General features: G+C 33.7%; 18 protein-coding genes and 2 pseudogenes. 18 read left to right on the top strand and 2 right to left on the bottom strand.

What is annotated here, in order from left to right; all coding sequences use genetic code 11:
- Positions 1-184 precede the first annotated feature (184 nt).
- The 4 genes from ACSKY2_RS02670 to ACSKY2_RS02655 are packed head-to-tail and all read left to right on the top strand — an operon-like array spanning position 185 to position 4,429.
- Positions 185-838, top strand: a complete 654-nt coding sequence (locus ACSKY2_RS02670) for a VTT domain-containing protein (RefSeq protein WP_489878052.1) — start codon at positions 185-187, stop codon at positions 836-838.
- Positions 831-1,487, top strand: coding sequence for a phosphatase PAP2 family protein (locus ACSKY2_RS02665; protein WP_489878051.1), 657 nt, complete (start codon positions 831-833; stop codon positions 1,485-1,487). Before ACSKY2_RS02670 ends, ACSKY2_RS02665 begins: the two co-directional genes overlap by 8 nt.
- Complete coding sequence (locus ACSKY2_RS02660; protein ID WP_489878050.1) at positions 1,484-2,437, top strand: glycosyltransferase family 2 protein; 954 nt, start codon at positions 1,484-1,486, stop codon at positions 2,435-2,437. Before ACSKY2_RS02665 ends, ACSKY2_RS02660 begins: the two co-directional genes overlap by 4 nt.
- 21 nt (positions 2,438-2,458) lie before the next feature.
- On the top strand, positions 2,459-4,429 hold the full coding sequence (locus ACSKY2_RS02655; protein WP_489878049.1) for a hypothetical protein: 1,971 nt from the start codon (positions 2,459-2,461) through the stop codon (positions 4,427-4,429).
- Between the two features lie 525 nt (positions 4,430-4,954).
- Here the strand turns inward: ACSKY2_RS02655 and ACSKY2_RS02650 are convergent.
- Positions 4,955-5,299 (bottom strand): hypothetical protein, encoded by a 345-nt coding sequence (locus ACSKY2_RS02650; RefSeq protein WP_491737205.1) that lies wholly within the window; start codon positions 5,297-5,299, stop codon positions 4,955-4,957.
- Positions 5,300-7,742: 2,443 nt separating this feature from the next.
- Here ACSKY2_RS02650 and ACSKY2_RS02645 point away from each other — a divergent pair.
- The 11 genes and pseudogenes from ACSKY2_RS02645 (at position 7,743) to ACSKY2_RS02595 (ending at position 16,333) form a co-directional block, all read left to right on the top strand.
- Positions 7,743-9,566, top strand: a complete 1,824-nt coding sequence (locus ACSKY2_RS02645; RefSeq protein WP_489878046.1) for a hypothetical protein — start codon at positions 7,743-7,745, stop codon at positions 9,564-9,566.
- Between the two features lie 649 nt (positions 9,567-10,215).
- Positions 10,216-10,389, top strand: coding sequence for a hypothetical protein (locus ACSKY2_RS02640; RefSeq protein WP_489878045.1), 174 nt, complete (start codon positions 10,216-10,218; stop codon positions 10,387-10,389).
- Positions 10,386-10,874 (top strand): C39 family peptidase, encoded by a 489-nt coding sequence (locus ACSKY2_RS02635; RefSeq protein WP_489878044.1) that lies wholly within the window; start codon positions 10,386-10,388, stop codon positions 10,872-10,874. The genes ACSKY2_RS02640 and ACSKY2_RS02635 overlap by 4 nt, the downstream gene beginning before the upstream one ends.
- A gap of 532 nt (positions 10,875-11,406) precedes the next feature.
- A pseudogene (locus tag ACSKY2_RS02630) lies at positions 11,407-11,945 on the top strand (3,4-dihydroxy-2-butanone-4-phosphate synthase).
- On the top strand, positions 11,929-12,648 hold the full coding sequence (locus tag ACSKY2_RS02625) for a lysophospholipid acyltransferase family protein (RefSeq protein WP_489878225.1): 720 nt from the start codon (positions 11,929-11,931) through the stop codon (positions 12,646-12,648). Before ACSKY2_RS02630 ends, ACSKY2_RS02625 begins: the two are co-directional and overlap by 17 nt.
- 58 nt (positions 12,649-12,706) lie before the next feature.
- Positions 12,707-13,066, top strand: a complete 360-nt coding sequence (locus ACSKY2_RS02620; RefSeq protein ID WP_489878043.1) for a hypothetical protein — start codon at positions 12,707-12,709, stop codon at positions 13,064-13,066.
- An 83-nt stretch (positions 13,067-13,149) separates the two neighbouring features.
- On the top strand, positions 13,150-13,605 hold the full coding sequence (locus ACSKY2_RS02615) for a hypothetical protein (protein ID WP_489878042.1): 456 nt from the start codon (positions 13,150-13,152) through the stop codon (positions 13,603-13,605).
- Positions 13,580-14,458: a hypothetical protein gene (locus ACSKY2_RS02610; RefSeq protein ID WP_489878041.1), complete on the top strand. Its 879-nt coding sequence runs from the start codon at positions 13,580-13,582 to the stop codon at positions 14,456-14,458. Before ACSKY2_RS02615 ends, ACSKY2_RS02610 begins: the two co-directional genes overlap by 26 nt.
- A gap of 67 nt (positions 14,459-14,525) precedes the next feature.
- Positions 14,526-15,362 (top strand): helix-turn-helix domain-containing protein, encoded by an 837-nt coding sequence (locus tag ACSKY2_RS02605; protein ID WP_489878040.1) that lies wholly within the window; start codon positions 14,526-14,528, stop codon positions 15,360-15,362.
- 3 nt (positions 15,363-15,365) lie between these two features.
- The gene (locus ACSKY2_RS02600) at positions 15,366-15,611 is read left to right on the top strand and encodes a hypothetical protein (protein ID WP_489878039.1); all 246 of its coding nucleotides are present in this window, start codon (positions 15,366-15,368) and stop codon (positions 15,609-15,611) included.
- On the top strand, positions 15,608-16,333 hold the full coding sequence (locus ACSKY2_RS02595; RefSeq protein WP_489878038.1) for an SDR family oxidoreductase: 726 nt from the start codon (positions 15,608-15,610) through the stop codon (positions 16,331-16,333). The genes ACSKY2_RS02600 and ACSKY2_RS02595 overlap by 4 nt, the downstream gene beginning before the upstream one ends.
- 314 nt (positions 16,334-16,647) lie before the next feature.
- On the opposite strand, the gene ACSKY2_RS02590 is transcribed toward ACSKY2_RS02595, so the two are convergent.
- The gene (locus tag ACSKY2_RS02590; RefSeq protein WP_489878224.1) at positions 16,648-16,836 is read right to left on the bottom strand and encodes a hypothetical protein; all 189 of its coding nucleotides are present in this window, start codon (positions 16,834-16,836) and stop codon (positions 16,648-16,650) included.
- A gap of 1,074 nt (positions 16,837-17,910) precedes the next feature.
- Between ACSKY2_RS02590 and lepA the strand changes: the two genes are divergently transcribed.
- The 3 genes and pseudogenes from lepA (at position 17,911) to dnaG (ending at position 23,611) form a co-directional block, all read left to right on the top strand.
- Positions 17,911-19,716 carry a translation elongation factor 4 gene (lepA, locus tag ACSKY2_RS02585; RefSeq protein ID WP_489878037.1) on the top strand — a complete coding sequence of 602 codons (1,806 nt, stop codon included), beginning with the start codon at positions 17,911-17,913 and terminating at the stop codon, positions 19,714-19,716.
- Positions 19,717-20,249: 533 nt separating this feature from the next.
- A pseudogene (locus ACSKY2_RS02580) lies at positions 20,250-21,577 on the top strand (Y-family DNA polymerase).
- Between the two features lie 183 nt (positions 21,578-21,760).
- Positions 21,761-23,611, top strand: a complete 1,851-nt coding sequence (gene dnaG, locus ACSKY2_RS02575) for a DNA primase (protein WP_489878036.1) — start codon at positions 21,761-21,763, stop codon at positions 23,609-23,611.
- The last annotated feature ends 10 nt before the right edge of the window (positions 23,612-23,621 follow it).

Genomic DNA, 23,621 nt, shown 5'->3' with positions numbered 1-23,621 from the left:
TTTTTTGTTCTATTAAGAAATCTGAATTTTATTCAGAAATAGACGTTGTATTAGTCGTGTTTAACTGACGGAATCTGAAAAAAATTAATTTTTAATTTATTTTCTGTAGATAGGATGCATTGCTAAATTTGTTTATCCTTTAAATATCGATAACTAAGAAAGTTAGATTTAAAGGAGAAGATATATGTCTGTCTTATTAATTACAAGCCTGGTGCCAAATTTAAATCAACTGTTGCCGGGTTTAATTGGCCAATATGGTAGTTGGATTTATGTTGGTCTGTTTGCATTGATTTTTATTGAAACCGGTATTGTGATACTGCCTTTTTTACCGGGGGATTCGCTATTGTTCTTATGTGGCTCACTTGCCGCAATGAGCAATCATTCCTTGAACATTTGGATTTTGTTATTAGCTCTTAGTATTGCTGCGGTAATCGGTGACTCTTTGAATTTTGAAATTGGTGAACATTTTGGAGAATACATTATGCGTAATGAGAAATTACGTCGGTTTATTAAGCCCAAATATTTAAGACGATCGGAAATATTCTTTGCTCGCCATGGTAAGCCAGCCACATTTTTAGGACGATTTATGCCAATCATTAGAACTATCATTCCATTTACAGCAGGTGTTAGCCATATGAAATATCGTGATTTTGCGAAGTACAACATTTTAGGTGGAGTGACATGGGTGGCAGTTGCAGTTGGTGCGGGATATTTCTTTGGCAATATTGCCATTGTTAAATCGCATTTCGAAATAATCATGATAGCAATCATCATTATTTCATTGTTACCAGCTCTTATTATGACAATACGTAATCGAGTGGGTGTGACTGATGGCTAATAGACGAAAAAAACTTTTTGGTACAGGATTATTAGCTGTTTTTATTATGCTGGCCATCAGCGTGGCTCTTCATTCAGATTGGGTAAATGAATTTGATTCAGCAATAACACAGTTGATGGCAAATGCCTACATTCCTTTGAACACAGCAATTTTTAATATTATTGCATTTTTAGGTAGTCCATTGACAGTCATTATTTTAACGGCTTTGTTATGTGCTTGGTTGTTTTTTAAAAAGCAAGTTATGACAAGTATTTGGCTGGGTGGCATCCAACTATCTGGATCTGCCATTACTGAAATAGCCAAGCAAATGGTTGCTCGTCCACGTCCAATTAATCAACTAGTACCAGATACAGGGTTTAGTTTCCCCAGTGGACATACATTTTGTACGACCATTTTGGTCTTATCGATTTTAAGTTTATTACTACCGAAAATTCATGATGAGGAAAATAAATTAGTTGTTAGAATGATTGGGATTGTTTGGATCGGCTTTGTGGCTGTATCGAGAGTTTACTTGCGTGATCATTTTGGATCAGATGTGCTGGCCAGTGTTATTTTGGCAACAGGTTATTGGTTGTTGTGCACTGCATATGAAGTACCAATAAAAAGTTTTATTCAGCGTTTTCTGCCAGAAAGGGAAAAAACATTATGAAAATACAAAAATTAACGATCATTATACCAGCTTTCAATGAATCAGAAATGTTAGTAAATTCAGTTCATCGATTGCTAGCTATTGAAGATCAGGTTGCCGAGCAACATGATTATATGCTGGGAATGCGTGCTGATATTGTCATTGTTGATGATGGCTCAACGGATCAAACCTGGTCATTGGTAGAAAAACTACATAAGGAAAACCCACGTGTTCGTGGGCTACAATTTTCCCGTAATTTTGGTCATCAAGCAGCTTTGTTGGCAGGATTACAAGAAGCAGTTAAAACAGCTGACTTTCTGGTGACAATTGATGCTGATTTACAGGATGATCCTGAAAAAATATTAGACATGGTCTCAATGGCGATGGACGGCGACGAAATCGTCTATGGCGTGAGAAATAATCGTGATTCCGATACTTGGTTCAAGCGAACGACCGCGCGGGGATATTACTGGACATTGCACGCATTAGGAGTTGAATTAGTACCGAACCATGCTGATTTTCGATTAATGTCTAAAAGAGCTGTGAAGACTTTATTGTCTTATTCAGAGCGTAACTTTTTTATTAGAGGAATTATTCCAAAATTAGGATTTAAAACTGGTGAAGTAGACTATAAACGTACACCACGATTAGCGGGTGAGTCTAAATATCCTTTGAAAAAAATGTTATCATTCGCATGGGAAGGTATTACAAGTTTGACGATTGCGCCTGTCCGTTTAATTTTATGTTTTGGCGTCCTTGCTTGCCTACTTTCAATTGGTATGGTCATATATGCCATTGTGATGAAAATATTAGGATTAACCGATCATGGTTGGTCATCGTTGATGGTATCAATGTGGTTTGTGAGCGGTATTCAAATGATTAGCTTAGGGGTTATTGGCGAATATATTGGTAAAGTGATCAATGAAGTAAAGGGTCGGCCACGTTATACAATTCAAACGATTATTGAGTAGAATTGATAAAAAGGGGAAATAATGAAACGTAGGATTTACCCAATGTTTTTCTCGGTTGTGTTGGTTATCTGTTTGATTATTGGCATACTTGGGAATTTGATAAGATATTCAGAGATTGCGGTACTAGTTGTTACCTTAATTTTGTTCTTGACGGCACATCTTTTTGCGGGCGGTATTAATCAACTATCAGTCAAACGTGTCAAACGGATTGTGGGTATTGGATTGATTGCCATGTTCATTGGGCAAATCGTTATACTATCAGTTATGTCGAACACAGTATACCATGATCCTTATCGTGTCTTATCACAAGCTGATCAAATGGCAGCGGGAAATATGACCTGGGGGATTACTTATTTTTGGCGTTATGCAAATAATGTCCCTTTAGCATATTTAATGTCTCTCTGGTTGCAATTAACACAGTTATTCCATTTAAGTACAAATATATCTATTCATACGTTAAGTATTCTGGTTCTGGATATATTTATTGTTTTGTTATTGCGGACGATTTGGCAGTTGAGCTATCGTAAAAGTTTATTGATTGGTGCAACTGCTTTTTTTGTTCTGACACCATTTGCTTATACCTATTACTTACAAGTATTTTATTCAGATTTACCAAGTATGCTGATATTATTTCTTATCATGCGCATTATGATGCAATGGCCAGGTAAATCTCAAAAATACCATCTGGTCACAGGTATTGGATTAGTATTTATTAGTACGTTGGGAATGCTTCTCAAGTCAAATATTATTGTATTAGTCCCAGCATTGATGATTCTTATGTTTATTTTGTGGCATAAGAAGTTACTGAAACAAAGTAAATTGTTACTACCGACATTGCTGATTATATTTGGATTTGGACTAAGCGTGCCAGCAACACGTGCTATTTATCAAGTCAGTCATTTTCATACTGAAACCAAGTATGAATTTCCTGTCAGTCATTGGATTTTGATGGGAGCAAATGCGCAACATAAGGGGATGTATAATGGTAACGATGTACGCCGAGCAATTCAGCAACCCAATAAAAAAGTGCGCCAACAATATGATCTAAAGAAGATTACTAAGCGATTTGAAAAATTAGGTGTTGGTGGTACGGTTAAATTATGGGTGGTAAAGCTGGGTGTTGTACTTAATGTCCAAAGCATTCAGGACTGGTATAACGGTGGTTATCGTAGTACGCCCAATTGGTATCAACAGATAGCACAACCGATTAGGGTTATCGTTATCTTAAGTTATACTGCTGCGACGATAGTTCTTTGGTTTACCCTGATTTTGCGCTTATTATCATGGCAACCTGACTTCAAGCATAATCAACAAGTCGTCGCTGTGCTTGCTGTAGTTGCCTCGTTAGGATATCTAGCTTTTCACACGTTACTCTGGGAGGCAGAAACGCGCTACGGACAGATTATCTTGCCATTAATTTGGTTCACATTGGCAGCAATATCGGTACCTGAAACAGATAGAAAACGATTATTTACCAATTCAAGGATAGTTGCGGTACTTTCATTGATACCATTGTGTCTAGTTGGTTTAGGATTTACGATTGGCTTGGGTCATGAGCATCCCCAAAATACAGTTATTGCAGCACAACGTAGCCAATTGTCTGTGCAATATCAAGCAAAACCATTCATGTTGACACCTGGTAAGCAAATGACAGAAGATGTTGATTTAAATGGCCGTGCAAATTATTTCTCAGTTCAAGTTCATGAGGGCTCAAGGGTTCATGTGGTTTTAGAAAATCGACAAACACAGCAACGATATCAAATGTACTGTGCGGGTTATGTATATCGCTTACATAAAACTCTTCAACCCGGCAATTATCGAATTGTCATGAAGAATATATCGCAAAAGAATCAAGCAATTGATGTAACCAAGACTTACAACTATCAACTAAGCAACTATCCATTGGTAATGAATGGAAAAAAAGAGAAGTATGCATCCTTGGTATATACTTGCCTGTTACGTTATAAAGGTGGGTCAACAATAAGTTCATAGATATAGAACAAATAGGTAAAGGCTGAAATAAATTTTATTCGAAAGTAATTCACTTTCACTTAGAAATTTAGATTAATCACATAATTTTAAATAGTAAAAGTCAAAGAATTCATTGAAGTGCTCCATAATTGTTAGACATAAAAATTTAGTGATTATGGGATATTTTTAATGTCTAAATATTCAACTGATTTTAAGATTAATAGCATGCACCTCTTTACTTCAAGGGGAAAATTTCGTTAAATGGACCTGTAATCAAATTACAATTCTATACTTAGAAGACGGATAAATACTGCTCGGAAACAAGATGTTGGCGCATTACAAGTTAAGCATCATAAAAGCAGTTATAAATTAGGATTCAAGGCCCGACAATGCCTTCGACAAATAAGCTTTTTGTCTATAGCTTTGATTTTGTTATTAGCCCCTTCAACAGGACCGTTTGAAAACTGTTAAATAAAACTGTTTTTAATTGCCGATAGGCTTGTGATTCTGCACCATAAGTTTTCATTGTTTGAATACGAATAATGTTTAGTGCACGGTAAACTTGTGTGACGAAATATTATAGGCTTGGACAATATGTTTTTGATTAACATTTTCACTTACTGCCGCTTGTTTAACATTGGTCATAATATGATCACCTTGTTTAATATCAGAAAATTCAGCTAGTGCTGTTCGATGACATTGTGGGCAGATGTATTTTTGTTTGTGAATCGCTAGCTGATTAAATAGATTGGCAGCACGAGAGGCGATATGTTGTACGAATTTCATCCCATTCTTATTCATTAAACAAGCACAATGTGGACAATAATTATCATAAGATAATTTCAAATACCAAATTTGTTGTCGAACGCCATTTTTTAAGACCGTGGTCATCACCTCCGGGGCTTGATCGTCTAATTCAATACGTGTGTCTTTAATTCCAAGTAAAATCTTGAAATACTTATCTATGTTAGAGGTCTTTTCTAGAGGGATTTTGTTTGGCAAACTAGTTCCAGCTAGTCTGTTTTTTTGTCTTTGTCATAAATTATATAGAAAAACAAAGAAAAAAGTACTGATGACTAATCTGTCAGGTTAGTTATCAATACCAAATATTGTAGAACCAAAGTAATTAATGCACATAAGGTCAGCACGTCCTTTTTTAAACTGTTTGAGAATACAGTTTACATGTATTACTGAATAATAAAACGTATAATTATTTACATAAAATAATTTTTGTTTGCAGTTATGTGATATGGATACCAAGACAATAGCGTTTAAGCTTGCTAGTATAAGTGATATTAATAAAATTATTAAAATGTACAAAATGGGATTCAGAATTCTTTTTGAAACCTATCAGGATACTGAAACAAATCCATATATGGAGTCAAAAGATGATATATATAGAAAAATAAATCAAAAAAAACAGTTATTATTTTTTCATATTACAAGACCAGCACGAAATTGGACTTATTAGGGTCATATTGGATTCATAAGATACTACGCATGCTAAAATTTCACCAATTCTTATTTTACCCGAATATGAAAATAGAGGATTTGCTCAAATAACGTTGTTACAGATTGAAGAAAAGTTTTCTAATGTAAAACAGTGGTATATTGACACCATAAAACAGGAAACTAAATTATATATATCTATATACTAAAAGCGGGTATATCTTGATGAATCAACCAGAATGGCATATAAAAAAAGGTATGGATTTAGTGTTTTTAACGAAAATTACTACATAAATTAAAAATTAATGGCTATAGTTTACCTTATTTTTTGTTGGTCAAAACTGAAATATTTGATCCATATAATAAGTATTATTATAACGGTTGGTACAATGTTGATAGTGTCTTAGTTAGATTATCAAAAGATCCAGATGATTGGGATAATGGTACACCAGTATTTGCAATTAACTAGGTGATACAATAATTCAAGACGTTGAGATAGAGGACTGTAATAGTTAGTAGAATTGGGTATCAGTAAAAAAAGGTCTCTAATTCTCCCAAACTTTATTTATTAAAGGGGGGTTATCAATATCCAATTGAATAATAGTAGTTATATTTATAAATTAAAGAAAATATATCGGACAAAAAATATGTTTTATTTTAAAAATTTATGTTTCAATCACTTGGTTGTTTTTTAAATAGAGTAATGGACTTTTAGCAATTAAGTTTATTTTAGAAAATGTAATTATATTTGAAGTGATGATAATATTCTTAAATAGTTAATATTATTAATAGAAATTTTCTTTTGATTTTTTCTAGATAGTGTACAACTATGATTTTAATTATATATTTATGTTTCCTATACTGTATTTACGTACGAATTTTTATTCGTGTGTTAGTATCACTATAGGATATGTGTATCGTAGCCGTACTAATACTGTTTGATGACGATGAGCTTACATCACTTGACAAGCCGCTGCTATCTGATGCAGACACACTCAACGCACAACATACTTGCCCAGATAGAATGACTGTACAACGTAATTAGCGAAAATATGATGCCAACTAAAGTACAACCACCAACAAGTAACATAATAATGCTGGATAAATTAAGTCGACCATTCACTAAATGTAAACACCCAAACTAATTGCAAAAAAAGCCTCCAAAACATATTGTATGCTTTTTGATTCAGAAAAAATATTAAAGTAAATTTTCCCAGGTAATAATAAATAAAACAAACTGAGTACAACTGTTGGCAATAGTACAGCTACTATCACTCACCACCAATTTATTTGGAATTTCGAAATACCAAAATTACTTAACGACTGTTTTTTATAGATTGCCGTATAAATATAAAGTAATAGATACGTTACAAACACATAGGTTACACCAAAAAAAATTTCTTCAAAATCATGTAAGTCTAAGATTGACTATAATTCGGCAACACCCTGTGCTACAAGTAATATTAAAATTGATAGAAAACTATTAATTATGGCTTCTTTTTTGACATAATATATTCCCTCTATTCAATGCGGAGTAAATTGTTATATTCACCCTGTATTATAAAGTACTTAAAAGAAATTATAAACAGAGATAGTATACAATTAAGAAGCGCATTTCGAAAATAGTTAAATTTTTCACGATTTTTTATCTAAGTGGCTCCATCTTAGAATAATTAATAAAAAAGAGTAAATGATTTAATTTAGTAAACATTTTGGCTATTTTGTTACTTATTAAATCATTTTTAAATAATAGTATAATTTTTTGAAAGTTTAAGTTTTGATTTTTAAGTTACAATTATTTTAGGGTAGTTTTATTAATTTTATTTAATGAAACTTAACAATTTCATAATCAATGAAAAATAAAGAAGATAAGGACTAGTAGATTATGAGGATTTCAACGGGTAAATTGGGAAAAGTGGCGGCTTGTTTGGTTCTATTTAGTACGGCTTTAATATTACCATTTGGTGTCGAATCAAACGTTACAAATGTCTCCGCAACTTCATTTGGTGTTGGAGAAGACTGGTATTCTGTATATTACGATGATGATGGTATTGGTTATCATTTACAAGATGGTACGAATAGTTATACCGTCGTTGATTATAAAGGTACAAAAAGTAATTTAGTAATTCCGGGTAGCGTTAACGGTCACGATGTAACAGGGATAGCAAATTTTGCTTTTAAGGATTCTCCTGGTGAAAAATTGACTTCCGTAGCTTTACCAAATACATTTCGAACACTGTGGAACTCCCACGGTTGGTATCAACAAATATTTGGTGGTGGTTCTTTTGCTGGTAATAAAATTTCAAAAATTACAATATATAAAGCAGACCCAATATTGATATTACATAATAATCTACCTAAAGATAGTGGTTTGCAAGATGATTTCAGCAATAATTGTTTGACTTCATACGAATGGTTAGATATTAATGGTGATCTTACCAACGTAAGAATAACAAATCAAACTGCTGAGAAAAAGGTAACTACCCGTAGTATACCTTTGAATGATCTTCTAGGAGTACAAGAGAATGCTTCATTAGAACCAGTAGAGATTACAAACTTAAGTAATGGTGTTACCTATTCTCCTGAGACTAAGACGTTTACAGTACCTAATTCATTGCCTGGTAATCAATTTACATTTCATTGGTTACAAAACTATAAAGATTCCACTAGTGGTAACGTTTCTCCATTCTTCAGTGGAGACTATACTGTAGATGTTGATGCGACGTCAGATAATGGTGCAGCGAATAGTAGCATGGCTTCATCGGATAGTAGTAGTTCATCAAGTAACGGTACATCGTCAAGTGATGTAAGCTCATCAAGCACGGCTTCATCAGCAGACAGTAGCAGCGCATCAAGTAACGATACATCACCAAGTGATGTAAGTTCATCAAGTGCGACTTCATCAGACAGTAGCAGCTCATCAAGTAACGATACATCACCAAGTGATGTAAGTTCATCAAGTGCGACTTCATCAGATAGCAGCAGTGCATCAAGCAACGATACATCGTCAAGTGATGTAAGTTCATCAAGTGCGACTTCATCAGATAGCAGCAGTGCATCAAGCAACGATACATCGTCAAGTGATGTAAGCTCGTCAAGCACGGCTTCGTCAGCAGACAGTAGCAGCGCGTCAAGTAACGATACATCGTCAAGTGATGTAAGTTCATCAAGTGCGACTTCATCAGATAGCAGCAGTGCATCAAGCAACGATACATCGTCAAGTGATGTAAGCTCGTCAAGCACGGCTTCGTCAGCAGACAGTAGCAGCGCGTCAAGTAACGATACATCGTCAAGTGATGTAAGTTCATCAAGTGCGACTTCATCAGATAGCAGCAGTGCATCAAGCAACGATACATCGTCAAGTGATGTAAGCTCGTCAAGCACGGCTTCGTCAGCAGATAGTAGCAGCTCATCAAGTAGCGATACGTTATCAAGTAACAGTACTAACGTAAGTAAACCAAATAATGGTAGTGGTAATACTGCACCACTTGGAAATTCTACGATGATAATGAGTAATGCTAATCAGCCAACAGTGTCAGAAAAACAAGTTAGTTTGACAAAGAGTGATAACAGCATAGACTTACCTAAAACAGCGGCTAAGATTGTTCATAATATTAATGAACATAGAGTTATTTATAGTTTATTAGTTGCTGTCGTAGTCTTATTTACAGGCGGACTAGTATTGATTAAATCTAAGCGTAAGAATTAAAAATAAATTCAATTTAAAGTAGCCGTTATACATCAATGAATGTTGATATGTAGCGGCTTTTGCTAGTTAATCAGTAGTTATTTTTATTATTACTATCCTCATATGAAATGAGAGGTAAATATAAAGTGACAAATGAAAATGCACAGACAAAAGCTAATAAATGTTGGCAAAACAATAAGGCAAGAATGTCAATAACCCGTACAAATTTGTTTCAAATTACTATTTTGTCTGAACTTAATTAAGGTGAATATTCGGGAGATTGGTGAACAGATGGCAGCAAGGCTGCGGGCTAAAAAATGAAGCAGCTGATACTATTTCGTTATTTGTTGAGTATTCGTATGCAACTAGTGCCATGAAACATAGTCATGGCTTTAATGTGCAGACTAAAATTAACCCATCGAATCAATTTAATATGATTTCAAGTGAGTTAATTTAACTATTTGATGCTCACTTTGAAGGTGGTAACGTGTGTAGGTTGGGAGTTGCTGCGGGTAAATTACAACCAGCAGGTTTATGACCAACTAGATTTACTAACACCAGTCGAACAACAATTAAATGCGTCAAAAATTGACCAAGTAATTGTTGAGATTCGGCAGAAATTTGGTGTGACGAGCTTAGTCAAACTATCCTCCTTAAGTTAGGGGGCACAATGATTCAACAAGCTGGTTTGATAATGGTATTCGACAGGATAACCAATGGAAAAGTGCTTGGGGCTACAAGTATTACGTTGGTAACGATGGTCGTGCCGTTCAAGGAATTGTTACAATCGACGGTGTTAGACATAATTTTGGAACAGATGGAACGTTCTATGAGCGAGCAATGAATAAGCCCTTTTATTATTCACAATTAGACCAACGTTGGGCTAATACTTGGTTAAGTGGTGGTTCATTTGGTGCGACTGGTTGCGTGCCCACAAGTGTCGCTATGATTCTGAAAGGAGTTTATGGAATTGACACAACACCTCGTCAAGTTGGGAATACTGTCTCACGATTTCACGCTGCCTATGGTGCAACAGGATTAGACTTAAAAACACTGGTTAACGCCTACGGGCATTCAGTCCAATCGTTGTCAACACCAGCTGATGTTAAAAATGCTTTGGCACAAGGAACACCAATTATTTTCTTTGTTAACGTTGGTATTGGTCATGCAGTTGTAGGCTACGGCTATAATCAAGGTAAAACTGAAATATTTGATCCATATAATAAGTATTATTATAACGGTTGGTACAGTGTTGATAGCGTCTTAAGTAGATTATCGAAAGATCCAGATGATTGGGATAATGGTACACCAGTATTTGCAATTAACTAGGTGATACAATAATTCAAGACGTTGAGATAGAGGACTGTAATAGTTAGTAGAATTGGGTATCAGTAAAAAAAGGTCTCTAATTCTCTCAAACTTTATTTATTGAAAGGTTTTACCAATATCTAATTGAATAGTAGTTATAGTTTACAATGAAAAAGCACCAGAGCGAAGGAAAAACCCTTCATTCTGGTGCTTACATTTTAACTGATAATTTAAAGATTTGAACGATAAAAATTTGGATGGTTTAACGCAATACTTTAACGTGTTATGCAAAATGGACAGGGCATGAGTGAAGGTGAATTTTTTTAGTTAAAATAAATGACATTATAAGAATGCTGATTTTGATTATTAGTATTCTTATTAGACTGCCAATTATCAATTGTTTATGATTACCCATATCAAATAGAAAGAGGTAACTAAACATGCAAACAACAATCGAACAAGCCGTACGCCATTTAAAGAATGGCGGTTTAATTATAATGATGGATGACGATATTCGTGAAAATGAGGAGATTTAGTGGTATTAGGTTCAAAAATGACACCACAAAATGTCAATTTTATGGTTACTAAAGCACGTGGCTTATTATGTACACCAGTTTCAAAAAAATTGCTGATAAATTGTCATTAACACAAATAGTTGAAAATAATACAGAAACGAATGGTACAAAGTTTACATATTCTATTGATGGTACGACTGAAGTAACAGGAGTAACGACAGGAGTTTCTGCATATGATCGCTCTGCTACAATTATGCAAGTTGCTTCTGAAAATGTAAAAGCTAGTGATTTTGTTCATCCAGGTCATAGTTTTCCTTTAGTTGCAGAAGATGGAGGTGTTTTAAAGAGGAATGGCCATACAGAAGCCGCAATTGATTTGGCAATTTTAGCAGGTGAGCCTGAGGTAGGTGCTATCTGTGAAATACTATTGCCGGATGGTCATATGGCTCGTCGTGATTATCTAGAGCAAATGGCCATTGAATATGAGTTACCTTTAGTAACTGTAAAACAATTACAAGATTATTTGACGACACATGTTAGAGAGGACATTTTTGATCAAAATGGGCATTGCGAATAAAATTCTAACAAATTCTATAACAAATTTGATTAAATTATTTGTTTTAGGTAATACCAGTAATTTTGAGTCTTTAAAAATGATAGGACCTAAAATTATTATTGCAAATCACAATAGTTATTTAGACCACTTTGTACTTTTGCGCCTTCTTAAAACGGCAAATTCAAAACAACCAGTATATTTTTTAACGAAACAGGAAGCATTTGATACTACTTTTTCAAAATGGTGGCATGAAAGCCTAAATTGCGTGCCAGTTGATCGTAGTGGTAATGCTACGACTGCTATGCTAACTCTCAAAGATAAGTTGTTATCGGAAGAAGCAATTGTTGTTATTTATCCCGAAGGGACAAGAAGCCTAACTGGTGAAATGTACCATGGAAAAACCGGTGCTGAGACCTTAGCTTATCTAACAGGTGTGCCAATAATAACGATTGGCATGCACGGCCTATTTGACATGCTCCCCAGAAAAACTCTCTACCCTCATTTAAAAAACCGAATTGATGTAGCGATTGGAGAACCAATTTATTTACATAAATCAGATAAAAAACGATTAGATGAAATTAGTGAGTCAAATGTGGAGAAAATTGCTATTGTAGCTAACGAACGCCTAGATCATAAACGTATTGAAGAATTTGATGTTAAACAGGAAATGTTTCAGATGATGATTAAACTAAATCAAGATGCATTACGTAATTATCCGAATTAAACATTTACCAGAACAATATTACAAAAGGTCAGTATACATTGGACAACAACTATATAAAATGGATGATTTAACATTTGATGAACAAATGACAATTTTGATTGAACGAGCACGTTCATTAGGTCGTTTAGCAGCAGACAACGGTATTAATACGTTAAAAGGACGTGTTGGTATGAGAAAAGTAAAAAAAATTTTAGATTCTGCTTTTGCTATAAATTCAGAAAATCCAGAACTGTTATACGTTATAGGCAACTATTATCATTTAATTGGTTCAGAAAAACAATTTGTTACTTTCCTTGAAAAAACTAATACGCTAATGCCAAACAAAATTCAGTACATGATTTCACTAGCAAAAGCTTATCAAGCAACCAATAAAATTAATGAATTATTGAAAATTTTAAATCAAATTAATAGCGCCTAGCAATCAATTAGAACAACGACGTAAATTAGAAGCAATGGTCATGCTTATGCGACTAAATCCGAATATACAACTGGAGGTTACTGATGGAAGTGAAGTTATTTACCAATGAAATCTTGGTTAATGCAGCTAGTGAACGAATTAAGGCAATACTAGAAAATATTCAAAATATTTTAAAATGGGATAGTGAAATTGGTGATGTCAATTCTATGGGGAATCAACAATTTGCCATTTTACGTAAAGGAGCAGCGCTAAATAAACAGGAAATTATTAATGTAATTAGTACTAGTGATTCCGTCACATACGTATCGACGACCGGGAAAATTGAGTATCGTGTTTCATGGCTTTTTGATAAGGTCGATAATCATTTAACTAATTTAAAACAAGTTGTTTATTTAAATGAAAAAAATGCATTTTTGTCAATAGCAGAAATTATTCGGCCATTAATTCAAAATGCATTTAAAGAAAATTTACAAGTTTTAAAAATAGTATGTGAACAAGAGGAGAATATAGAAAATGCGAGCGGTTTTACAAACAAATAATGTCGGACTGCAATCATTTTCAGTTCAAAATATTGAACCAGAGAGCTTTTTACCAACTTCAATAGAGATTCATACAGTAGCTGTACCCATTTTGCCATTTGACATCATGAAATTAGAAGGAACATTGCCAACCAAGATTCCTAATGTAATGGGGTACGGTGCTGTTGGTGAAGTTACCAAAGTTGGCGCATTACGTTCTAATAAATTATTAAACAAAAGAGTTATAACTTTTAATCCCAATGGTACATTTAAAGATACGATTACATCTAATCTACCGCCTTTAACTATACCAATACCAGACAATGTAACCAATGAAGAAGCAGCGACAGTTGTGGGTGGTTTAGATACAGCGTTAGTTTTATATAAAAAAATTATTAATAGTTCATCGCATAATATTATTATTACGGGTGCTGATTCAGTTATTGGATTGGGAGTATTACAACTACTCAAAGATATTAAAGGAAAAAATATTTTGCCAGTAGTTCGGCCAATTTCACAAGATTATTTTAAACGTAGACAAGCGAAAATGCTGCTACCAGACTATGCTTTAGATCAAACTGTGTTAAAGGAAGATACCATTATAATTGATATTGCAGGTAACTTTGAATTCTTGCACCCTTATATTAAACAGAATTTTACTATTATGAGTGTGGCACTATCTAACATTAATGGAATACAGTTCATTAGTGAACCAATTTTCCCGAAAAATTATACAGAACTTCTTCAAAAATTAAATAAAAAAGAGTTATTTGCACCAATTGACCACACATTTCAATTAAAAGAAATTAATCAGGCATTTAAGTATCAAAAAAATAATTCTAGCCGTGGACGTAATATTTTATTATTCAAATAGCCTTCTGTTGTACAATAAATATAAATAATGGTGTTTCATATTTATTAGCAATAAAAGGAGAAATTTCATGGCAACTAGTGAAGAAAAAATTGCGGATAGATTAGGGACTATGATTAGTGAAAATCGACAGAAAATGGGATTATCACAAAAAGAATTAGCACAAGATATTTGTTCGCAACCAATGATTAGCAGTATTGAACATGGTACTTATGTACCAAATGTGGTGCTATTCATGCAACTTTGTGATCGTTTGAATATTAACCTTGATGATTCTTTTTTAAAAACTGCGCTTAAATTAAATAGTAGTGCTGATTTTAGTAACCATGCTTTTGAGCTGTGTAAACGTCATGAATATGCAAAAATGATTGCGTATATGGATGAAGAACAAGTTATAGATAGTTTAACTTCAGTGAATGATTTTCAAACTTATTATTATTACTATGGATGTGCACTTTATCAGTTAAAGCATGACGCACTTGGTGCTAAACGATACTTTAACATGGCTTCTTTATATGGTGAGGCTATTAAAAATCAATGTCCAGAATCTGAAGTAGAAATACTGATTTTTAACGCTATGGGCGTGATTGAATTACAATTAGGTCACTCCAAAAAAGCATTGAATTATTTTTTGATTGCACGTAAATCGCTAGATTTAGCACAAAATAAAAGTGAAAATCTGAATGTCATTAATTATCAATATGGACTGGCATTGTATAATTTAAAAGCATATAACAAAGCACTATCTATTTTATTAGAGGGATTTGATCGTGTGCAGAAAAATGAATCATACTTTATGCTGCCAGAATATGCTTTACTAATTATGAATTGTCATCAAAAAATGGGTAATAGCATGGAAGCTGGAAAATATAAAATGCGTTATGACGTGTTCTCTGATATGGATTAAGAAATGGAAAATAAAATTAATATAAAGATACAAAAAATTATTACAAAAGTTATAAAAAATAAGGTACAAGAATCAACCATCATTATGAAATGGCCTAGCCAACATTGGAGTGCGACTAACGTTCGTAAGTTGTTTAATATTTATGAAATTTTTAGCTTGATAGAGGATGAGTTTAACATTAAAATGCCCATTGATTTTTACCCACAAACTGTACTTGAAATCGAACGGAAAGTGGCAGAATTAATATGAAAAAAGCAAATTCTAGACGGACCATTTTAATTACGGGGGCTGCATCCGGTATTGGATTAGCGATTGCGCAGAAATTTGATGAAGGAGATGTTCAGTTAATTTTACACTCACATAGCCCTATTTCAAATAAGAATTTAAATAAATTTCATCATAAACCTATTAATTTAGTATTTGATGTGGCTGATGATAAAGCAATTAAATATGCTTTTGACAATAATTTATCAGCCCATCAAAAAATAGATGTATTAATAAATTCAGCAGGAACAAATATCGATAAATTATTTGTTCAAATGACAGAAATTGAGTTTAAGAAGGTTTTAGAGATTAATTTTAATGGGACAACTAACGTCATTGATACCGTCCTCCCGTATTTGAATTCAGGATCTATGATCATTAATATTTCATCAGTTATTGGGTTATCAGGGAATATTGGACAGGCGAATTATGCAGCATCAAAAGATGCAATATTAGCCTTAACAAAATATTTGGCTACGCAATATGCAAGTCGAGGTGTATTAGTTAATGCAGTGTCACCTGGTATGATAAGTACTAAAATGACAGACGCTATGTCTGAAAAAATGAAAAAATATGCTGAGAGTATTATTCCATTAAAAAGATTTGGTAAGCCATGTGAAGTTGCAGAGTTGGTTGAAGCGTTATCAAAAATGACTTATGTTACAGGTCAAAACTTTGTTGTAGATGGTGGTTTATATATGGGTTAGCGACTATCTAAATGGACTTAAAAAAATAATTATTTTTTAAGCAGTGCTGTAATAAAGCGGTATGATTTAGGCTCAATTGCAATAGTTTTAAAATTATGAAATTATCTCAATTAAGTTTGTAAAATGGGTTATTGGTCAAATTGTACTGAAAACCCTTTTAATATAGAAATTTTTCAGTGTCCTTTACGTTTTTCAATTAGTTTAGCTTTTTTTAATTTATATTTTTTCTCAATTAGTTAATTTAGTCTGTTCGAATTGTTTCTTTAAAGCTAAATGTGACTTTGAACTAATACCTTTTTGAACGGATTTTATAGTTAGCCGTTGTTTACAATTAGGATTAATTTTTTAGTAAATTCAATTTTTTCAGATTGTCTTTGTTTGAAAAATCGTACTTTATTCCAACGGTAAGTTACTAAATTTAAAATTAAGGGTAGTCCAGGATCTGATGTTCCCAAATTAATTTGTGCAATTTCATAAGATTCCGCCGAATTACTTTCAAAAATAGCCTTATAAAAAGGTGGATCAAAAGCGATTGTTAACAGTAATTGATTTTTTCTACATCCATAATGCTTTCCTCTTAAAATAAATAGGAAAGATGGACGACCTAGGAAGAAGGATACTGATAATTAAAATTATTATGTTTGGACTACCAACCAAACTATGTTTTAACTTTCCACAAACAATATATTTTTTGACAAGAAAAAAGTAAATAAGTTTTCTATTTAATATAGTAACAAATAATTAATATTTAGGAGATTATTACAATGTACTTTATAGAAATATAAGTGGTTGTGATATCGAATAGAAAAACATCATAATATTAGATATATCCCCAAAGTTAAATGTTTGCTTTAACTTTGGGGATTATTTTATGATAATTTAACTATAAAATATAGTAACAAAATTTAACAGCTATGTGTCTTACATTAAATAGACCAATATGTAGTTTATATAAGTTTAGTTATCATAACAATTGCCGATAATTTCTTAATTTATTTTCAAATAATTTTTACTTGATAAATGTTTTGGTTTTTGTATCATTTGAAAAGAAAATTAACCAGTTATGTAGTATATGTATCCGTGCATATAATCGATAGCGAGTGTTTAGTTTTGTTGCATCGTATTGCTTTCAGAATTCCTTATTAACAAATTGAATATCTTTAATAAATGCCTCGACTGAAATATTTTCTGCTTGAAACCTAACTTAAATAATCAATGACATTGTGGGGTTAAAGTGACTTGATAAACTTCATAGGTCTTTTTGAAATCAGGAGAAATTGTACTAATATGAAAGACTTAATACATTACAAAACACTTTTAACTGCTTATTAATAAACCAAAGGCTCGTAAAATTAATTAGACAACTTCATGATTTTAACACTGCTTACAATCGCTCCAAATAAGGGCTGAGACGTATTGACGTCTCAACTTTTATTGTTGTAAACTGGGCTGAATAAACAAAGGAGGTGCTCGCAATGAGTCATAATATTATGTTTGTTGGTATGTCATTATAAAATGAATGACATGCTACTCCATGTTGTTCTTAAAAAAACAATAACAAATATGGAGAAAATAAAATGAATACATTAAAAATAAGAAATTTTTCAATTGTTGCACATATTGACCATGGAAAGTCAACTTTAGCTGACCGCATTATGGAAGGAACACATACGATTGATATGCGTGATAGTCAAGATCAACTTTTGGATGGATTATCGGTTGAAAAAAAGCATGGTGTGACTGTAAAATCACGTTCGGTTCATAACGAATATCAAGCTGATGATGGTCAGGTATATGCACTTAATTTGATTGATACTCCTGGACACGTTGATTTTAACTATGAGGTATCAAAGAGTTTAATGGCGGGCGAAGGTGTTATTTTATTAGTCGATGCAACCCAAGGGGTGCAGGCACAAACTATTGCAAATTATCGATTAGCTAAAAAAGCTAATTTAACGATTGTACCAGTCATTAATAAGATAGATAGTCCTAATGCACAAGTTCAAGAAACTAAAAACCAGGTAATGGCGTTAGATGATCGAATAAAACAAACAGATTTTATTGATATTTCTGCTAAAAGCGGTCAAGGTGTTCATGAATTGTTAGAAGCAGTTGTAAATCGCATTCCAGCACCGCAAAGTGGTCTTGCGTCGTCTTTAAAAGCTTTGATTTTTGATTATGAATATGATTTGTATAAGGGTGTCATTGCACATGTTCGTTTGTTTGATGGAAACATAAAGACAGGGCAACAGTTGAAATTTATGACCAATAATCTTAACTTTATTGCAAAAGAAATTGGTATTTTCGGTCCTGATAGAAAAGCTACGGATGAGTTACAACAAGGTAGTGTTGGTTACATTGTGACGGGAATTAAAAATCCTAAAGAAGTGCGCATTGGTGATACAGTTACACTACAAGTGGATGGCACTAAGGAACCTTTGCCTGGTTATGAGCCGGCACGACCAATGGTATACGCTGGTATTTATCCGTTAGGCGATTATAAAATCATGAGCGAAGCGATTGACCGTATTGCATTAAATGATTCATCATTAGAGATGGTTCCAGAAACGTCAGATGCATTAGGGTCCGGCTATCGTGGTGGCTTTTTGGGAATTTTTCATTTACAGATTATTAAAGAACGCTTGCATGATGAATATGGCGTTGATGTATTAACTACAGCACCCAATGTTACATACAAAGTTCACTTAAATGAGCGTACAAAGGAAAAAGGTCAGATTTTGACTGTCACTAATCCGGCTAGTTTTCCAGATTTTTCGGTGATTGATTATGTTGAAGAACCGATGGTTAAGGCAGAAATTACAACAGATAGTCAGTTACTTAGTGAAGTAATGACGTTAGCCCAGAACTTTAAAGGTGAATTTATGGACATGACAAATGAAGGAAAATTGATTGTTTTAGTTTATAAAATGCCACTATCTGAGATTGCGTATCGTTTCTTTAATCATTTAAAGTCAGTGTCGCATGGTTATGCAACATTGTCTACTGAATTTTTAGGTTACGAAATGGCAGATGTTGTCAAAGTTAATGTCCAAATCAATTATGCTCAGGTGGATGCTCTAACGTTTGTGACTCATCAGGTTGACGCACAAAAACAATCAACATCATTAGTCCATAAACTAAAGTATACTGTGCCACGCCGTCTATACCCTATGCCAGCACAAGCAATTGTTAATGGTAAGGCTATTGCGCGTGTGGATATTCCACCATTGCGTAAAAATGCAGCTGTTAATGGTAAGTCATATAGTGTTTCTAAAAAACAAGCTTTGTTAAGACGACAGAGTATTAATAAACGACAAGCGGCCCATAGTGACCTCGAGTTACCACAAGAAGTGTTTAACAGTTTGCTTGAACTGGATGAATAGTTCATTTGATGTGTAATCATATGATGGAAACAAAATTTAATATCGTTTTGATTATTTGTTAATCAAATTAACACTAGAAAGCATAAGCAGATATAACGATATCTGTTTCTGCTTTATTAGTTTTAGAACTAAAGTGTACGCATTTATAAGGCTAATAATTGAGGTGTTCCCCGAAAGTTAAAGTAAAAATTTAACTTTCGGGGTATTTTTGTGATTATTTAATTATAAAATTATGACTACAAAAATTAATAGTTTATGTGTCTTACGTTAACTAGACCAATCCAGATTGACATAAGCTCTATTATAATTAGTTGTTGATTTGATGGGCTTGGCAGTTGTTTGTGAGATAACGTCTTTTAACAAAATGGATTTTTAATGACTAGCTTACTTCACAAACATAAAAGTCTTTCGAATTCACAATCTAGACCAATTTGACTAGTTTAAAACCGAAAATATAAAGAACTTGCTTAATCTCAATGCTAAGTTTAAACTAATTAATATCAAGTTAAACTTATTATTGGGAGGCGACCTGCATGAACTTTATTGATGTTTCAAAACATGAAGCTCAACGGAAAATTATGGTAATTGATTCTAAAAGTTTTTATGCCAGCGTTGAAAGTGTTGATAGTGGTCTTAATCCACTAACGTCATTACTAGTCGTCATGAGTCAACAGGAAAATACAAATGGCGGGTTGGTTTTAGCAGCTTCACCTCGTGCAAAAAAGAATTGGGTATTAAAAACGTCATGCGACAACGTGATCTGCCAAATGATTCACGACTTATAGTTGTTAAACCACGAATGAATCGGTATATTGCGATGAATAAAAGAGTTAATGATATTTTCCGCCAATTTGTGGCTGAGGAAGATTTGCACTTATACTCGATTGACGAAAGTATTTTGGACGTGACAGATACCTGGCGATACTTACAATTTTTGTATGGTCAAGATTTAACGCTTAAAAAGTTAGCGCGAATTATTCAAATAAAAGTAAAGCAAGAACTAGGCCTATATCTGACCGTTGGCATTGGTGATACCCCTGCAATGGCTAAAATGGCATTAGATATCCAGGCAAAACATGATTTTAATTTAATTGGTGAGTGGCATTTTGAAACCTTACCCAAGCATCTTTGGCCGATTAATAGGTTAGATGAGGTGTGGAGTATTGGTAGCCGAACGGCTAAGAAGCTCAATCGGCTAGGTATTTGGTCAATGTATGACTTAGCGATGGCTAATCCATATAATTTAAAAGAAAAGTTGGGTATTCGTGGAGAAGAATTATTTGCCTTAGCTTGGGGGTTTGATCGTAGTATTTTACGAGAACGATATCATGTGAAAGAGGAGACTATTTCTAATAGTCAAGTTTTACCACGCGATTATAACCGAGTCGATGAGATCAAGGTAGTTATTCGGGAAATTGGCGAACAGGTGGCTGCAAGGCTACGGGCTAAAAATGAATAAGCTGGCACGATTTCGTTATTTGTTGGGTATTCGTATGCCACTAGTGCCATGAAACACAGTCATGGCTTTAATGTGCAGACTAAAATTAACCCTTCGAATCAATCTAATATGATTTCAAGTGAGTTAATTCAACTATTTGATGCTCACTTTGAAGGTGGCAACGTGCGTAATTTGGGAGTTGCTGCGGGTAAATTACAACCAGCAGGTTATGACCAACTAGATTTACTAACACCCGTCAAGCAACAATTAAATGCGTCAAAAATTGACCAAGTAATTGATGAGATTCGGCAGAAATTTGGTGTGACAAGCTTAGTCAAACTATCCTCATTAAGTCAAGGGGGCACGATGATTCAACGAGCTGGTTTAGTCGGTGGTCATAATGGAGGAAACGCTTATGGATAATGAGCAAAATTTAACTCTAACAATTAAGTTTACATAATGTTGCCCAGCTAATTTAAGAACCTTGTCATAATCATAATTACGTCGTTTCATAGGGGTTGACAAGATACTTGCATATTAAATATTCAAGCGTATAATTATAGGAGCTGGAAAAGTTCATTTTTGTTGAGGCGGAGGTGAAATATAATGGCACGAATTCCGCAAAATCTCGTTGAAGAAATTCGGGAGCGCGTTAACATTGTTGATGTTGTTTCACCATATGTACAATTAAAAAAACAAGGGCGTAATTTGTTTGGTAAATGTCCTTTTCACGAAGAACGGACACCGTCTTTTTCTGTGAATGAGGAGAAACAAATTTTCCATTGTTTTTCTTGTGGTCGGGGTGGCAATGTTTTTAGTTTTATGATGGAAATTGAAAATTTATCATTTCCACAAGCTGTTGCAAAAATTGCACCGCAAGCTGGTGTGGACCTAGATGAAAGATATTTAGATAATGATCAAAATATTCAGGTTGATCCAGAGACAGAAACTTTAAGGAATTTATATAATGAGGCAACGAAGCTCTATCACCATTTATTAGTTAACACTACTACTGGTGAACAGGCATTATCTTATTTGAATGAACGTGGTTTAGATGATAAGACGATTGATGCTTTTATGTTAGGTTTTGCACCTGAAGGAAATATTCTTTATGATTATTTCAATGCTCAAAAAATTGACTATCAAATATTGCGTCAGTCAGAATTGTTTGTTGAATGGTCGGATGGTACGTTACATGACCGTTTTGCTAATCGAGTACTATTTACAATTAGAGATAGTTATGGTCAACCAATTGCGTTTTCAGGTCGTAAATTAACAGCCGATGACGATGAACCAAAATATATCAATTCACCTGAAAGTCCATTATTTAATAAATCTGCGGAGTTATTTAATTTAGACTTAGCAAAAGATACTATTAAAAAGAAGAAACATGTGATTTTGTTTGAGGGATTTATGGATGTTATTGCGGCGTTTCAAGCGGGTGTACAAAACGGCGTGGCTTCGATGGGAACATCATTAACAACTGAACAAATTCAGCGATTGTCACGGTTGACTGAAAAAATAAGCATTAGTTATGATTCAGATATGGCTGGGCAAAAAGCAACAAAGCGTGCACTAGATTTGATTACACAACAGGGGCGTATGACAGCACAAGTTATAAATATTCCTGATAATCAAGATCCAGATGAATATTTACGGTCTAACGATGCATCAGCCTTTAATCAGATTTTGCTACACAATGTTGAAGATCCGATTACTTTTAATCTTCGTTTTCTACAAATTGATCGTAATTTAAATAACCAAACAGAATTATTTTCGTATATTAGTGATGCTCTGGGAGTTATTGCTACGGCCAAAGAGCCTGTGATTCGTGAACAGTTTTTACGCCAATTAGCCAATGAATTTAATTTGAGTTATGAAGCTTTACAAGATCAAATCCGACCAATTTTATTACAGTATCAGGCACAAAGACCTTCTAGTAATAAGAAAATTGAGCGCAATCAACCAAGGGCTTTAAATGATAATCAAATTATCCAACGTAGTATGACACGTATCGAAAAGGCTGAACAAATATTATTGGCTTGGATGCTACGGGATAATGATGTTTGGTTGGAAGTGACCAACCATCAGAATTTTTCTTTTCAAGATGTACCTTATGAAACGTTGTTTATGATTGCAATGGCATACCGTGAAGAACAGCAACAACAAACCATATCTGATATGGCTGCGTTTATGGACTACGTACAAAAACCAGAGTTAATACGTATATTAGCAATGTTAGAGGACATTGATCCACAATTATTTGTTGATCGGGACCAAGTTGCTGAATATATCCGTGTTATCAGTGATGAAGCACCCTTAGAAAGAAAGATTCGTCAGTTATCAAGAGAAATCAAAGAAGCAAATCAGTTACATGATCATGCTCGTATTGCACAATTAAGTGTTGAATATATGACTGTCTTAAAACAAAAACAAGCAAAAAATACAGAAAATTAAGGAGTGTACT

Source organism: Weissella sp. ESL1156, from assembly GCF_058505625.1.
This window is presented reverse-complemented; position numbering and strand designations above follow the sequence as displayed.

What these genes read in the sequence shown, in the direction of transcription:
- ACSKY2_RS02635 (WP_489878044.1), top strand. Translation starts at nt 10,386, where the DNA reads ATGAATAAGCCCTTTTATTATTCACAATTAGACCAACGTTGGGCTAAT.
- dnaG (WP_489878036.1), top strand. Translation starts at nt 21,761, where the DNA reads ATGGCACGAATTCCGCAAAATCTCGTTGAAGAAATTCGGGAGCGCGTT.
- ACSKY2_RS02650 (WP_491737205.1), bottom strand. Translation starts at nt 5,299, where the DNA reads ATGACCACGGTCTTAAAAAATGGCGTTCGACAACAAATTTGGTATTTG.
- ACSKY2_RS02640 (WP_489878045.1), top strand. Translation starts at nt 10,216, where the DNA reads ATGATTCAACAAGCTGGTTTGATAATGGTATTCGACAGGATAACCAAT.
- ACSKY2_RS02625 (WP_489878225.1), top strand. Translation starts at nt 11,929, where the DNA reads ATGGGCATTGCGAATAAAATTCTAACAAATTCTATAACAAATTTGATT.
- ACSKY2_RS02645 (WP_489878046.1), top strand. Translation starts at nt 7,743, where the DNA reads ATGAGGATTTCAACGGGTAAATTGGGAAAAGTGGCGGCTTGTTTGGTT.
- ACSKY2_RS02615 (WP_489878042.1), top strand. Translation starts at nt 13,150, where the DNA reads ATGGAAGTGAAGTTATTTACCAATGAAATCTTGGTTAATGCAGCTAGT.
- ACSKY2_RS02655 (WP_489878049.1), top strand. Translation starts at nt 2,459, where the DNA reads ATGAAACGTAGGATTTACCCAATGTTTTTCTCGGTTGTGTTGGTTATC.
- ACSKY2_RS02605 (WP_489878040.1), top strand. Translation starts at nt 14,526, where the DNA reads ATGGCAACTAGTGAAGAAAAAATTGCGGATAGATTAGGGACTATGATT.
- ACSKY2_RS02665 (WP_489878051.1), top strand. Translation starts at nt 831, where the DNA reads ATGGCTAATAGACGAAAAAAACTTTTTGGTACAGGATTATTAGCTGTT.
- ACSKY2_RS02670 (WP_489878052.1), top strand. Translation starts at nt 185, where the DNA reads ATGTCTGTCTTATTAATTACAAGCCTGGTGCCAAATTTAAATCAACTG.
- lepA (WP_489878037.1), top strand. Translation starts at nt 17,911, where the DNA reads ATGAATACATTAAAAATAAGAAATTTTTCAATTGTTGCACATATTGAC.
- ACSKY2_RS02660 (WP_489878050.1), top strand. Translation starts at nt 1,484, where the DNA reads ATGAAAATACAAAAATTAACGATCATTATACCAGCTTTCAATGAATCA.
- ACSKY2_RS02620 (WP_489878043.1), top strand. Translation starts at nt 12,707, where the DNA reads ATGGATGATTTAACATTTGATGAACAAATGACAATTTTGATTGAACGA.
- ACSKY2_RS02600 (WP_489878039.1), top strand. Translation starts at nt 15,366, where the DNA reads ATGGAAAATAAAATTAATATAAAGATACAAAAAATTATTACAAAAGTT.
- ACSKY2_RS02610 (WP_489878041.1), top strand. Translation starts at nt 13,580, where the DNA reads ATGCGAGCGGTTTTACAAACAAATAATGTCGGACTGCAATCATTTTCA.
- ACSKY2_RS02595 (WP_489878038.1), top strand. Translation starts at nt 15,608, where the DNA reads ATGAAAAAAGCAAATTCTAGACGGACCATTTTAATTACGGGGGCTGCA.